Below are 13379 nucleotides of genomic sequence, written 5' to 3' on the forward strand. Positions count from 1 at the left end.
CATGGGGAACTACACGATTCCGTACGTCGTCGAGCGGACCGCGAACGGTGAGCGCTCCTCGGACGTCTTCAGCCGGCTGCTGTCGGAGCGGATCATCTTCCTCGGCACGGAGATCGACGACGGGGTGGCCAATGTCGTCATCGCGCAACTCCTCCATCTGGAGTCGTCGGCACCGGACAACGAGATCGCGATCTACATCAACTCCCCCGGCGGCTCGTTCACTTCGCTCATGGCCATCTACGACACGATGACCTTCGTCCAGGCGCCGATCTCGACGTTCTGCGTCGGACAGGCGGCCTCCACGGCGGCCGTGCTGCTGGCCGGCGGGGATCCCGGGCGGCGGTTCGTGCTGGAGCACGCGCGGGTGCTGCTCGGCCAGCCGGCCAGTGGCGGCAGCCGGGGGTCGATCTCCGATCTCGCCCTCCAGGCCAAGGAGATGGTCCGGATCCGCACCCAGGTCGAGGAGGTGCTGGCCCGCCACACCCACCACGACCCGGCGACGCTGCGCGCCGACATGGACCGCGACAAGATCTTCTCCGCCGAGGAGGCGGTGGCCTACGGACTGGCCGACGAGGTGGTGAGCCGGCGCCTCGCGAGTGTCTGAGGCGCCGGGTCCGCTCAGGCGGCCAGGCAGAGCCCGTCGTACGACGAACCGGGCGCCGCCCTGCGGCTGGTGACCGAGTGCCGGCCGGCGATCCGGACGAGCTCGCCCTGGGCCCGCCCGAGCAGGTCGCCGAGACCCAGTCCGAGAGCGTGGGCGGCGGCCGCGAGGACCTCCGACGAGGCCTCCTTGCGGCCCCTCTCCACCTCCGAGAGATACGGCATGGAGATCCTTGCCGCGTCGGCCACGTCCTTCAACGTGCGCTCCTGGGCGAGCCGTTCACGGCGCAGGACGTCACCGACCAGGTCGCGCAGCAAGGGCTCCTTGGGGGGCGGTGCGGCGGCAGGGCGGGCGGTCCCGGGGCGCAGCGGGATCACGCGGGCTTGGTTCGTCGCTTCTTCGCTCACCTCCCCAGCCTAGAAGCCGTGGCCGACAGGGGAAGGGATCAGCGTTCCGCTCTGGGTGGAATCACCGGGGCGGGCGCGGCACGCGTCCCCGAGGATGTGACATCGGTCATAGTCGCGGGTGTCCGTCGCACGCCACCCGGCCTGCCGCCCCCTGTCCCCCGATCCCGGACACGCCACGGGCATGCGCCGTCACGCACCGGGTAGGCGCAAGGAGACTGCCCGCGGGCAACCCGCTGGTCAGCGGCGGACATACGCATACGTCGCCGCTATGCGGGTACCCGAGGGACCGCGAAGCACAGTTTTGGTAAACAACCGAGGCTGAAGAGGCTGACGTCAAGCCGTGACTTGCGTGGGAGAGGTACATGGACACCGCCGTGATCCGGTCGGAGGCTCAGGTCGGGGAGAAGACCGCCGGGACCAGCGCGGGTGAGACATCACTGCCAGGAGTCGTGGACCCCCGGAGCGTGGCTCCGCGTGACGCGCGGGAGCTGTCGCGCCAGTTCTTCCAGCGCCTGACCGAGCTGGAAGAAGGCACGCACGAATACCAGTACGCGCGCAACACGCTCATCGAGATGAACATGTCCCTCGTGCGCTTCGCCGCCGGCCGGTTCCGCGGTCGCGGCGACGACATGGAGGACATCGTCCAGACCGGCATGATCGGCCTGATCAAGGCCATCGACCGGTTCGACCTGTCGCGGGAGGTCGAGTTCACCTCCTTCGCCCTGCCGTACATCGTCGGCGAGATCAAGCGGTTCTTCCGTGACACCACCTGGGCGGTGCATGTGCTGCGCAGGCTCCAGGAACTGCGGGTCGAGCTGGCCAAGGCACGCGAGGAGCTGGCCAGTCGGCTGGACCGGGAGCCGACGGTGGCCGAGCTCGCCACCCTGATGAACATCGCCGAGTCCGAGGTGATCGAGGCGCAGATCGCCGCGAACGGCTACAACTCCTCCTCGCTGGACGCCGCGCTCACCGGCGACGGGCCCGAGAACGGCGAGTCGGTCCTGGCCGACTTCATCGGTGTGGAGGAGGACGGACTGCGTCTGGTCGAGGACTTCCAGTCGCTCGCCCCGCTGATGGCCGAACTCAGCGAGCGCGACCGGCAGATCCTTCATCTGCGGTTCGTGGAGGAGGCCACCCAGGCGGAGATCGGTGAACAGCTGGGCTGCTCGCAGATGCATGTGTCCCGGCTGATCAAGCGGATCATCACCCGGCTGCGCACGGGCATGCTGGGCGAGCTGGGCTGCGCCTGAGACGAGAGGTGACCGCCGAAGGTACCTTCGGCGGTCATCCCTTCTCGAACCGCAGGACGGCGCTGACTCTCTTGCCCACCGGCACCCGCTCGGCGCTGACCTCGGCCGCCAGCGCGTGCACGATCTCCAGGCCGTGCCGGCCGACCCGCTCGGGATCCCTGGGGAAGCGCAGGGGCAGTGCCGCGCTGCTGTCGTAGACCGACACCGTGACGACCGCGTCCGTGCCCTCCAGGTCGAGTATGTACGGCCCGTTGCTGTGCCGGTCCGCGTTGGTGACGAGTTCGCTCACCACCAAAAGCACCTCGCCGTCGGCCCGGTCGCCGATCTCGGCGCACCACTCGGTCCTGAGCTGCTCCAGGAAGTGGGCGGCGAAGTTGCGGGCCTCGGCGATGCATCCCGGCTCGCCGGTGAAGTGGGCCGCCCGCCGTAGTGGATCCACGGGCACGTCGAAACCAGTCGGTATCACTGCCCCGTCCAGGTGCTCGATCATGCGTTTCTCTCTCGGAAGCCGGACTGGCCGGACGCCTGCTGCACCAGTGCTCGTACCCCGAGTGCGGCTCCGCAGTCCCCATACCGGGTCGTGTCGGTCACACGGCCGGTGACGTCACCGCGAACTCGGGGCACTGTACGTGGACGCCGACTCCGTCGTCGTGTCGAGTGACAGCGGGGGCTGGGGCGCGGACGTGTCCTCGGACGGCTCTTCCTCCTCGGTCGTCCCGGAGTCCGACGTGGGCGGCTCGGAGCTCGGCGGCGACGAGAACGGGGCGATCGCGGTGGGCGGGCACGTTGTCGCCGTCTGCGAGTCGGTGGGCGTTCCGGAGGGAGTGTCGGACGGAAGGCCGGTGTCGGTGGTGAGGCACGGCTCCGGGGAGGAGGGCGAGGTGGGCGGCGTGGTCGGTGTCGACGGGGACGTGGGCGCGGTCGGCGTGATCACGCTCGCGGACGGGGAGGCCGGGTTGACCGGCGGCTCGGTGGGCTTGTCCTTGTGGCCCGGGTCGCCGCGGTGGCGGGCGATCCAGTCGTCGGAGTCGTGGTCGTAGATCACGAAGATGTTGACGACGGTCACCGAGGGCGCGACCACCACGACGTTCGAGGGCCGGTACGACGACCAGGTGTCGCCGGTCCGCTTCGGGGTGCTCTGCTGGGCGACCGGCGGGGTCAGGGGGTTGCCGCACGCGCAGCGCACCCGGGGCACGCCGCGGTCGTCGACGAGGACGGCGGTGCCGGACTGGAGGACGGCCTGGTAGCCGGTGGCCTGTCCGTCCCGGTAACCGTGGTTGGTGACCCGGGTGTCCATGCGCAGCTGGACCGGGGTGAGCGAGCGCAGGTAGGCGGGGACGCCGGACGGCTGGACCCCGGCGACCGAGGCGAAGGCCTGGTTGACCGGCGGATTCGCCGTCAGGGCCGTGATCTGGCGCTCCACGTCGCAGCTGGCGACGTTGCGGGTGCCGCCGTAGAGGCCGGGCGCGCCGCCGTCGACGCCGCGTACCGCGTTCGCGGAGGCCGACTCGGTGGCCGGGGAGGCGGAGACGGGCGCGGCGGAGCTGTCCGTCGCCGTCGACTCGGTGAAGGGGTCGGGGCCGGCCTTGCCGGCGGCCTGGAGGAAGACCTCGCCGCTCCCGCTCCGGCCGGAGCCGCCGTCGGAGCGGGTGAGGACAAGGCCCAGGGCCACGGCGACCACGACGGCGGTGGCGAGCAGGGCGATGCGGGGCACGGAGCGCCACCAGGGGCGGTGCGGCTCCGGCGAGGGCGCTCCCCCGCTGCTGCCCGGGGGCTGTGACGGTGGCCCCGAGGGCGGCTGGGAGGGTCCCGACAGGGGGCCGGAGGGCGGTCCTGTGGGCCGGCCGGAGGACGGAGGTTCGACGCTCACGAGCCCTTCTTCCCGACGTGGGACTTCTACGGCTTTTATGCATTTACGCCGCTTTTATCCACGCCCTGTTCATTGTGTGCTCGGGTCCCGTGCCGCTCGCAAGCCGACGCGGACGGCCCTCTCGGCGGGCGGGGCGCCCAAGCCCTGCTTAGCGTGGCAGGGTGAGCCCGCGAACCCGCTCCGACCAGGCCATTGCCCCGCACGGCTGGGTACAGGCCCTGCTCGCGGTCCTGTCCGGACTGATCGCCATGGGCCTCGCCGCGACCCTGGGACTGTGGGCGGCCGGAGCGACGGACCTGCCCGACGGAGCGTTCCCCCGGGTCGTGGCGGCGACGATCGTCACCGCGGTCGGCGGCACGATCGAGCTCTCCGGGAACGCCGGTGGGCTGGCCGACACCCAGGCGGGCCTCACCGTGATCCCGCTGTCCGTCACGCTCGCCGGAGCACTGGTGCTCGCCGCGGGCTTCCTGCGGCCGCTGCGGCACCGGGCGGTGGCGGGCGCCGGGGAACTGGCCGGCTGGGCCGCCCGGGTCGCGGTGCTGTGGCTGCTCGCGCTGATCGGGCTGGCCCTCGCGGCCCGCCAGACCTTCCAGCTCTCCCTCGGCGACGGCACGCTCTCCGACCTGGGCGAGGCGTTCGGTGTCTCGCCCCAGGTCGGTTTCGAGACGGACCTGCCCCCGACCCTGTTCTTCGGTCTGCTGTGGTTGGCCGGCGTCCTCGTGCTGGCCCTGCTGGTCTCGCGCGGAGCGCCGCTCCCGGCCGGGCTGCTGCGCTTCCAGGCGACGGTACGGCCCGCGGCCTACGCGATGGTGGTGCTGCTCCTGGCCTACGTGGCCCTGGGCATCGTCATCGGCGTCGTCGTGGCGGTCACGCGGGGGCATGCGGCGGAGACCCTCGCCGTGATCCTGCTCGGCATGCCGAACCTGGTGTGGCTGGCGCTCACGATCGGCCTGGGTGCCACCTGGAACGGCCGGGTGGAGGGTCCCTTCGGGCTGCCGATGCCGCACGTCCTGGACGAGGTGCTGCGCGGTTCGGACACCGCCACACTGAATCTGCGCACGCTGGCCGAGCACGACGGCCGGGTGTGGTGGCTCGTCGCCGTGGACGCGGTCCTGCTGCTGGCCGCCGCGTTCGTGATGGCGGCGCGCTCCCCGGCCCGGATGCGCGCCTGGCAGCACGCCCTGCACATGGCGGTCGCGCTCGCGCTCACGGTGCTGATGATCTGCCTCGTCGGCCGGATCTCCGCGCACTACGGCCTGTCGGTCCTCGGCATCGGCGACCTCGGCGGCGATCTCGACGGGGAGCTCCTCCTCAAGCCCGAACTGTGGACCGCCGTCGGTCTCGCCGCGCTGTGGGGGCTCGTCACCGGTCTCCTGGGCGCACTCCTCGCCCGTCCGGTGCGCCGGACGGGCGAGGCGAAAACGGCTGGGACCGCCGACGCCGGGCGTGACAGTGTGCGGCCATGACGCTGCCGCTCGAAGACCGCCTGGCCATCACCGAGTTGATCTCCCTGCACGGCCATCTGGTCGACGACGGTCAACTGGACCGCTTCGAGGAGGTGTTCACCTCCGACGTCGTCTACGACCTGACCGCCTACGGACAGGGCGAGGTCACCGGCGTCGCCGCGCTGCGGGAGGCGGCGCTGGCCCTGGGCGCGGCGAATCCCGTCGCGCACCATGTCACCAACGTGGTGATCGGCGAGGTGACGGGCAACGAAGTGCGGGTCCGGTCCAAGGGGTTGGGAATCATGGCCGACGGCTCGTGCGGGTCGGTGACGTACGACGACACGGTCGTCCGGGTGGGCATGGGCTGGCGGGTCTCGCGCCGCACGGTGTCGCCGCGACGGGTGCCGCTGAACGAGACTAGCCGCCCCTGAAGACCGGTCGGGCCCAGGGCGGCGGCCGCTTCGGGCCCTCCCGCGAGGTCTCCACCGCCTTCAGGTCGACCTGCGTCGGCGTGTGGGGGACGAAGCGGTCGCCGGTCGTGGCCGCGCGCAGGGCCGCGACGAAGGCGAGGCAGGTGTCGTAGCGGGCGTCGGGGCTCTTGGCGAGGCCGCGGGCGAACACGGCGTCGACGTCCGGGGCGAGGTCGGGCCGGGACTCGGTCAGCGGGGGCGGATCGTCGTACTGGTGGGCCCACAGCAGGGCCATGTCGTCGTCGCGGCGGAAGGGCGGGCGGCCGGCGAGGGACTCGTAGACGACGCAGGCGAAGCCGTACACGTCGCAGCGTCCGTCGACCGGCTTGCCGGAGATCTGCTCCGGTGCCACGTAGTCCAGCGTGCCCACGAACTGGCCGACCGTCGTGAAGCCGGTCAGGGACAGGGACTTCTTGGTCAGGCCGAAGTCGGTGAGGTAGGAGTGTTCGGGGTGGTCGCTGTCGGTGCCGCGGGCGATCAGGATGTTGCCGGGCTTCACGTCCCGGTGGACGAGCCCGTGCTCGTGGGCGGCGTCCAGCGCCGAGGCGACCTGGGCGGCGATGCGCAAGGCGACGGCGGGCGCCAACGGGCCCTGGCGGTCCAGGAGATGACGCAGGTCGCTGCCCTCGACGTAGCGCATGGCGATGTACAGGACGCCGTCCGTCTCGCCCGCCTCGAAGACGGGCACGATGTGCGGGTGGTCGATCGCGGCGGCGGCCCGGGACTCGTGGGTGAAGCGGCGGCGGAAGGTGTCGTTGCGGGCCAGTTCGGGGGCGAGCAGCTTGAGCGCGACCGTGCGGTCGAGGCGCAGGTCGCGGGCGCGGTAGACGACGGCCATGCCGCCGCGGCCGATCTCGCGCTCGATGCGGTAGCCGGCGACCCGCCGGCCGATCAGCTCGGAGGGCCGGCCGGAGAAGAGGCTCGTGTCACGGGCCATCGGGGGTCACGACCTGGGTGGGGGCGTGGTCCTCGGCGGCGGCACGGGGTGCCTCGTCCGTCGCGAAGGTGCTCAGCCGGGTGCCGTCGGCGTACATCCAGCGGCCGTGCTGGGCGTCGTAGAGCCATACGGACTCGCCGTCGACGACGACTCCGACGCGGCGGCCCCGGGTACGGGCCTGGAAGGCCTCGCCGTCCAGGGCGCCCGAGGCGAGCTCCTCGACCGCGGCCCGGTAGTCGCCCAGGGTCTGTTCGGCGCGGGCCAGCAGGGGGCGCGGGTCGGCGGTGCGGGCGAGCGGGCTGTCCGCGGCGGGCGGGTCTGGGGGGACGGCGACGAGGAAGCGGCCGTCGACCCAGGCCGACCAGCCGTTGGCGCACAGGACGTGGCCCCAGTCGCCGCGCCGCTCCACCAGCTGGACCGGCAGCAGCGGGTCGAGGGGGACGGCGGGGCGGCCGGGGTCGGGGGCCTCCCAGGCGGGCATGCCGTGCTGGGGGACGACGTGGGTGGGCCGGAAGCCGGGGGTCGCCATCAGGGCCGCCTGCCTGTCGGGGTCGCCATCAGGGCCGCCTTCGTGTCGGAGTCGCCGTCATGGCCTGCCTCCCCGTCCGGGTCGCCATCGCTCGCGCCTACTTCCGCAGTACGGCCGGTTCGTGCCGGCGCAGCAGCCGGGAGACGACGTAGCCGAAGACGACCGACAGCACGACGAGCATGGCCACGTTGAGCAGCCACACCCCCGCCGAGTGCCGGAACAGCGGGTCGCCGGTCAGCTCGCCGGGCACGATCCGGGCGAGTCCGACGGTGCCGGCCATCGCGCCGAGCGCCCATCGCGAGGGCACCAGCCACGACAGCTGCTCCAGGCCGGGTACGCCGTCCAGCTTCAGCAGGGCGCCGCAGAAGACCACTTGGACGATGGCGAGCAGCACGAGCAGCGGCATCGTCACCTCCTCCTTGCGCACCAGGGCGGAGACCAGCAGGCCGAGCATCATCGCGGTGAACGCCAGCAGGGCGACAGCGACGGTGATTTCGGCAAGGGGCGGCATCAACACGCCTTCGCCGCCGGGCGCGTTGAGGTCGACGCCGAGCAGGGCGACCAGGGTCAGCACGACCGCCTGGAGCACGGTGATCGTGCCGAGGACGACGACCTTGGAGAGCAGGTACGCCGATCTGGACAGGCCCACGGCCCGCTCCCGCTGGTAGATCACGCGTTCCTTGACCAGCTCGCGCACGGCGTTGGCCGCGCCGGTGAGCACACCGCCGACGCACAGGATCAGCAGCGCGTTCATCGCCGTCTCCTGCGTGAGCCTGCTGCCGGCCAGGGCGCGGGCCATCGCGCCCATCACGAACGGCAGCGCGATCATGATGACCAGGAAGGTGCGGTCGGCGCTGAGAGCCGTGGCGTAGCGGCGGATCAGGGTGCCGAGCTGGGCGCCCCGGCTGCGGGGCCTGGGCGGCGGGGCGATGACGACCGGGCCGGATCTGGACACCCGGGGCTGCCCGGTCGCCTCGGAGACGTAGTGGCGGTGGAAGGGCGAGGCGCGGAACTCTCCCGCCCAGTCCCGGCCCTGGTCCCGTTCGAAGGCTTCGAAGGCCTCCGGCCACTGCTCGTAGCCGAAGTAGGCGAGGGTGTCCTCGGGCGGGCCGTAGTAGGCGATCTTCCCGCCGGGGGCGAGGACGAGGAGCCGGTCGCAGACGTCGAGGCTGAGGACGCTGTGGGTGACGACGATGACGGTGCGGCCGTCGTCGGCGAGGCCGCGCAGCATGTGCATCACGGAGCGGTCCATGCCGGGGTCGAGGCCCGAGGTCGGCTCGTCGAGGAAGAGCAGCGAGGGTTTGGTCAGCAGCTCCAGGGCGACGCTGACACGTTTGCGCTGGCCGCCGGAGAGGCTGTGCACGGGCTGGTCGGCACGCTGCTCCAGGCCCAGTTCGCGGATGACCTCCTCGACCCTGGCCTGTCGCTCGGACTTGACGGTGTCCTGCGGGAAGCGCAGTTCGGCGGCGTAGGACAGGGCCGCGCGGACGGTGAGCTGGGCGTGCAGGATGTCGTCCTGCGGCACGAGGCCGATGCGCTGGCGCAGCTCGGCGTAGTCGCGGTACAGATCGCGGCCGTCGTACAGGACCGTGCCGTGGTCGGCGGGGCGCTGTCCGGTGAGGGCTCCCAGCAGGGTGGACTTGCCCGCGCCGCTCGGGCCGACGACCGCGAGCAGGCACTTCTCCCCCACCGGGAACGACACATGCTCCAGGAGCGTCTTGCGGCCGCGGTCGACGGCGACGCTCAGATCCTGTACGTCGAGGGAGACCTCGCCGGTGTCGACGTACTCCTGGAGCTCGTCGCCGACGAGGCAGAACGCCGAGTGGCCGATGCCGACGACGTCTCCGGGGCCCAGCTGTGCCCGGGTGACGGGGGCGCCGTTGAGGTAGGTGCCGTTGTGGCTGCCCAGGTCGACGATCTCGTAGGTCCCGTCGGGGTGGGCGCGCAGCTCGGCGTGCCGGCGGGAGACGACCAGGTCGTCGATGACCAGGTCGTTGTCGGCGGCGCGGCCGATGCGGACGGTGCGGGAGGGCAGCGGACGGACGGTGGTGGGCTGTCGAAAGGTGCCGGTCAGGGCGGGCATGGACACCGCCGAGGGGCGCTCCCGGGGGGCCGGTGCGGTACTGGTCAGCACCGCCCTGGGGCCGTCGGCGGGGCTGCCGAAGCGGATCACGCTGCCGGGGCCGACACTCCACTCGTCGACACGGCGGCCGTCGGCGTAGGTGCCGTTGGTGCTGTGCTCGTCCGCCAGGGTCCAGTGGTCGGCCTCGGGTCGCAGGACCGCGTGGTGCCACGACACCCGGGCGTCGTCGATCACGATGTCGCTCGATGGATCGCGCCCGACGTGGTAGTCGCGGCCCGGACTCATCACCATGGACCCCGTCTCGGTCTCCAGGAGGAGCTCAGGCGCGGTCGGCGCGTTCGGCCGCTCTGCCATGCCGAAATTCTACCGATTCGTCCAGATGTACGCCCGATGTCGCCTCGAGGGCTCAGCCCACGGACACGACCAAGGCCGGAATCGTCCGCTGCATCCGCAGGGCGTCCACCGACTCGGCGAGCAGCTCGTACTCGGTGGTCTCGTCGCTGGTGGCGATCCGGATCAGCCGTCCGGCCGCCAACTCGTCGGCCACCAGCTCCTGTTGGGCGTCGTCCCCGCACCAGGCGCGCAGCACGGCGGGCACATCGGGCACGGTGTCGGCGACCGGGACGAGAGCGCCCGGCGGTAAGTGCTCGGCGTCGGGCTGCGGGTCGAGCCGCTCCGCGATCCAGGCGGCCCGGTCGCGCAGCCACCACAGCGCCAGGGCGAGGGTGGGCGCGCGATAGCTGCCCAGGGGCACGCCGATACGTTTCCCCTCGCACGTTCCGTACGCGGTGACATGGCACAGGAATTCGTCGTGCACGTTCACTCCCCCGGTGCGTAGTGCGCCTCTCGGCTTGCCTCGCTTTCGGTGCGGCTCTCGCTTGCGGGTACCACGGCTCATGTGCGGTGCGTGATGGCATCCTCGCTGGATGTGAATGCCCTGTCAGTTGAGTATGTTCACTACTGAAACACTGTCACCACGACTTTCCGGCCAGTCTCCTGGCATATTCACCAAGGGAGTTGGCCGAAATCCGGCGACCGTCGGCATTGGCCCAGGGGTGATCGACGCGCCGCGGCGCCGCGGGCAACGGTGCGTACCGGGTCACCACGACCGCGATCCGGTCCCTGACCAGCAAAGACGGCCTCAACGGAGGCTGATTTCGCATGCCGCCGGCACCGAACGTCACGTGACGTGGGCGGCCATGAGCAGATCGAGGCCGACGGCAGCGCAACGGTCGCGGGATTCGACGTGATCACGCTGGACGAGAAGGGCCGTATCCGGTCGGTGCTCGGTTTTCTGGACCGGGTGCCCGCCGGGGCATGATGAGTTTTGGTGCGCGCGGTGGTCTCTTGAAGGAAGAGCACCGCGAGTGAGAGGCGTCCGCCATGAGTACGACCGAGAAGCTGGACCGGCAGTTCACCGCCGAGCTGGTCAAGAGCCCCGCCGAAGGGGGCTGGACCTATCTCGTGTGGCCCGAGTCCGTCGCGTTCTTCGGCACACGGGGGCTGGTCAAGGTGACCGGCACGATCGACGGTCACCCCTTCCGCGGCTCCTTCATGGCGCTGGGCGACGGCAGGCACAAACTGCCCGTGAAGGCCGAGGTGCGCAGGGCCATCGGGAAGGAGGCGGGCGACACGGTGACCGTCCGCCTCCAGGAGCGGCTTACTTCTTGAGCACGGCGTCGATACGGGCCAGCTCGTCCGCGTCGAAGTCCAGGTTGCGGATGGTGCCGACACTGTCCTCGATCTGCTGCGGGCTGCTCGCGCCGACGAGCGCGGAGGTCACGCGGCCGCCGCGCAGGACCCAGGCCAGGGCCAGCTGGGCCAGGGTCTGGCCGCGGGACTCGGCGATGCCGTTGAGCTCGCGCAGCTGGGCGACCAGGTCCTCGGTGAGCGCGTCGGAGTTCAGGAACGGACTGTCGCTCGCGGCCCGCGAGTCCTCCGGGATGCCGTCGAGGTAGCGGCCGGTGAGCAGGCCCTGCTCCAGCGGGGAGAAGACGATCGAACCGACCTCCAGCTCGTCCAGGGCGTCCAGGAGGCCCTCGTCCTCGGGGCGCCGGTCGAGCATCGAGTAGCGCGGCTGGTGGATGAGGAGCGGGGTGCCGAGCTCGCCGAGGATCCGGGCGGCCTCGCGGGTCTGCTCCGCGGAGTAGTTGGAGATGCCGACGTAGAGCGCCTTGCCCTGCTGCACGGCCGAGTGCAGGGCGCCCATCGTCTCCTCCAGCGGAGTCTCCGGGTCGGGGCGGTGCGAGTAGAAGACGTCGACGTAGTCCAGGCCCATCCGCGTCAGGCTCTGGTCCAGCGAGGACAGCAGGTACTTGCGGGAGCCCCACTCGCCGTACGGGCCGGGCCACATCAGATAGCCGGCCTTGGTGGAGATGATCAGCTCGTCACGGTAGGCGGCGAGGTCGGACTTCAGGGCCTCACCGAAGGCCGACTCGGCGGCGCCGGGCGGCGGGCCGTAGTTGTTGGCCAGGTCGAAGTGGGTGACCCCGAGGTCGAAGGCGCGGCGCAGGATCGCGCGCTGCGTCTCGACCGTGCGGTCCGCCGGGCCGAAGTTGTGCCACAGGCCGAGCGAGATCGCGGGAAGCTTCAGGCCGCTGCGTCCGGTGCGCCGGTAGGGCATGTCCGTGTAGCGGTCGGGGTGTGCGGTGTACAACGCGACTCCAGAGGGGTTGGCACGGTTTCCTGAGAACCACGGTTTCCTGAGAACCGCTGTCCACTACCGCCGTCCACTCTTTCGCGACCTGGGGGCATTGGTCCAACAGAAGAATCCGATGGAATTCAGCGGATACGCTTCTCAGTCATGGAACTCCGACATCTCCAGCACTTCGTCGCGGTCGCCGAGGACCAGCACTTCACCCGGGCGGCCGAGCGACTGCTGGTGTCCCAGTCGGGCCTGTCCGCCTCCATCCGGGCGCTGGAGCGGGAGCTTCAGACACCGTTGTTCGTGCGGACCACCCGGCGTGTGACGCTCACCCCGGCGGGCCGGGCCCTGCTGGGCGAGGCGGAGCGCATCCTCGCGCAGGTGCGGGCGGCCCATGAGGCGGTGGCCGCGGTGCAGGGCGTGCTGCGCGGGATGCTCGCGCTCGGATCGGAGCAGTGCATCGCCGGGGTGCACGTGGCCGGCCTGCTCGCCACGTTCCGGCGACGGCACCCGGATGTGGAGATCTGTCTGCGGCAGGCGGGCTCGGGCGCGCTCGCGGAGGAGGTCGCGGCCGGACGCCTCGACCTGGCCTTCGCGGTGCGCACGGCGCAGGAGGACACCGACCAGCTGCGGGTCGTACCGCTGGCCGGTGAACCGATGACCGTCCTGTGCCACCCCGACCACCGGCTCGCGCGCCTCGGAGCGGCCGTGACCCCGGAGGATCTGGGCGGCGAGGTCTTCGTCGACTTCCACCCGGACTGGGGCCCGCGCCGCACCACCGACGCCGCGTTCGCCGCCGCGGGCGTACGGCGGGCGGTCGCGCTGGAGGTGAACGACGTGCACAGCCTCCTCGACCTGGTGGACGAGAACCTGGGCGTCGCCGTCGTACCGCGCCACTTCCGGCACAAGCGCCCGTCGCTGACCGCGCTGCCCGTCAAGGGCACCGGGGAGACCGTGTACGAGACGGTCGCCCTGCTGCCGCCCGAGCAGGCCACCAGCCCGGCCGCGCGGGCCCTGATGGAGCTCCTGGAAACAGGGGGCGTAGGTACACCCCAGGACGGGACCCACCCCTCCTGACCCGGCCCGTCTCCCACCGCAGACTCGTGACCGTCCCTCACGGCAACTGCGGTCAGGAGTACGGGA

General features: G+C 71.4%; 14 protein-coding genes and 1 pseudogene. 7 read left to right on the plus strand and 8 right to left on the minus strand.

Translation table 11 applies throughout. The features are described from left to right. Position 1: 1 nt before the first annotated feature. Positions 2 to 604 (plus strand): ClpP family protease, encoded by a 603-nt coding sequence (locus tag ACFY0U_RS20280; RefSeq protein WP_388637417.1) that lies wholly within the window; start codon positions 2 to 4, stop codon positions 602 to 604. A 14-nt stretch (positions 605 to 618) separates the two neighbouring features. Here the strand turns inward: ACFY0U_RS20280 and ACFY0U_RS20285 are convergent, their stop codons facing one another. Continuing rightward, complete coding sequence (locus ACFY0U_RS20285; RefSeq protein ID WP_388637420.1) at positions 619 to 1008, minus strand: helix-turn-helix domain-containing protein; 390 nt, start codon at positions 1006 to 1008, stop codon at positions 619 to 621. A 362-nt stretch (positions 1009 to 1370) separates the two neighbouring features. Here ACFY0U_RS20285 and ACFY0U_RS20290 point away from each other — a divergent pair, with 362 nt between their 5' ends. After that, complete coding sequence (locus tag ACFY0U_RS20290; protein WP_388637423.1) at positions 1371 to 2258, plus strand: RNA polymerase sigma factor SigF; 888 nt, start codon at positions 1371 to 1373, stop codon at positions 2256 to 2258. Positions 2259 to 2292: 34 nt separating this feature from the next. Here the strand turns inward: ACFY0U_RS20290 and ACFY0U_RS20295 are convergent, their stop codons facing one another. Further along, positions 2293 to 2748, minus strand: a complete 456-nt coding sequence (locus ACFY0U_RS20295; RefSeq protein WP_388637426.1) for an ATP-binding protein — start codon at positions 2746 to 2748, stop codon at positions 2293 to 2295. Between the two features lie 114 nt (positions 2749 to 2862). Beyond that, positions 2863 to 4128: a DUF6777 domain-containing protein gene (locus ACFY0U_RS20300; RefSeq protein ID WP_388637429.1), complete on the minus strand. Its 1266-nt coding sequence runs from the start codon at positions 4126 to 4128 to the stop codon at positions 2863 to 2865. 161 nt (positions 4129 to 4289) lie between these two features. Between ACFY0U_RS20300 and ACFY0U_RS20305 the strand changes: the two genes are divergently transcribed. Both ACFY0U_RS20305 and ACFY0U_RS20310 read left to right on the plus strand, forming a co-directional pair. Then, complete coding sequence (locus tag ACFY0U_RS20305) at positions 4290 to 5594, plus strand: streptophobe family protein (RefSeq protein ID WP_388637432.1); 1305 nt, start codon at positions 4290 to 4292, stop codon at positions 5592 to 5594. Further along, complete coding sequence (locus tag ACFY0U_RS20310; protein ID WP_388637435.1) at positions 5591 to 6004, plus strand: nuclear transport factor 2 family protein; 414 nt, start codon at positions 5591 to 5593, stop codon at positions 6002 to 6004. The genes ACFY0U_RS20305 and ACFY0U_RS20310 overlap by 4 nt, the downstream gene beginning before the upstream one ends. Here the strand turns inward: ACFY0U_RS20310 and ACFY0U_RS20315 are convergent. From ACFY0U_RS20315 to ACFY0U_RS20330, 4 genes are all read right to left on the minus strand, one after another. Beyond that, positions 5991 to 6980 (minus strand): serine/threonine-protein kinase, encoded by a 990-nt coding sequence (locus ACFY0U_RS20315; RefSeq protein ID WP_388637438.1) that lies wholly within the window; start codon positions 6978 to 6980, stop codon positions 5991 to 5993. The genes ACFY0U_RS20310 and ACFY0U_RS20315 overlap by 14 nt on opposite strands. Continuing rightward, positions 6970 to 7509: a hypothetical protein gene (locus ACFY0U_RS20320; RefSeq protein WP_388637441.1), complete on the minus strand. Its 540-nt coding sequence runs from the start codon at positions 7507 to 7509 to the stop codon at positions 6970 to 6972. Before ACFY0U_RS20320 ends, ACFY0U_RS20315 begins: the two co-directional genes overlap by 11 nt. A gap of 97 nt (positions 7510 to 7606) precedes the next feature. Continuing rightward, positions 7607 to 9946 (minus strand): FHA domain-containing protein, encoded by a 2340-nt coding sequence (locus tag ACFY0U_RS20325; RefSeq protein WP_388637444.1) that lies wholly within the window; start codon positions 9944 to 9946, stop codon positions 7607 to 7609. 52 nt (positions 9947 to 9998) lie between these two features. Continuing rightward, positions 9999 to 10409 (minus strand): hypothetical protein, encoded by a 411-nt coding sequence (locus tag ACFY0U_RS20330; RefSeq protein WP_388637447.1) that lies wholly within the window; start codon positions 10407 to 10409, stop codon positions 9999 to 10001. A gap of 393 nt (positions 10410 to 10802) precedes the next feature. Here ACFY0U_RS20330 and ACFY0U_RS20335 point away from each other — a divergent pair. Then, positions 10803 to 10913, plus strand: a pseudogene (locus ACFY0U_RS20335) (nuclear transport factor 2 family protein); the annotation flags it as partial. Between the two features lie 62 nt (positions 10914 to 10975). Beyond that, the gene (locus tag ACFY0U_RS20340; RefSeq protein ID WP_388637450.1) at positions 10976 to 11263 is read left to right on the plus strand and encodes a DUF1905 domain-containing protein; all 288 of its coding nucleotides are present in this window, start codon (positions 10976 to 10978) and stop codon (positions 11261 to 11263) included. Here the strand turns inward: ACFY0U_RS20340 and mgrA are convergent. After that, positions 11253 to 12248 (minus strand): L-glyceraldehyde 3-phosphate reductase, encoded by a 996-nt coding sequence (gene mgrA, locus ACFY0U_RS20345; protein ID WP_388637453.1) that lies wholly within the window; start codon positions 12246 to 12248, stop codon positions 11253 to 11255. The two genes, ACFY0U_RS20340 and mgrA, sit on opposite strands and share 11 nt — an antisense overlap. Before the next feature lie 147 nt (positions 12249 to 12395). Here mgrA and ACFY0U_RS20350 point away from each other — a divergent pair, with 147 nt between their 5' ends. Beyond that, a complete protein-coding gene (locus ACFY0U_RS20350) occupies positions 12396 to 13313 on the plus strand; it encodes a LysR family transcriptional regulator (RefSeq protein WP_388637456.1) in 918 nt (305 codons plus the stop codon). Positions 13314 to 13379: the final 66 nt, after the last annotated feature.

This window comes from Streptomyces sp. NPDC001536 (assembly GCF_042894505.1).
Lineage (GTDB): Bacteria > Actinomycetota > Actinomycetes > Streptomycetales > Streptomycetaceae > Streptomyces.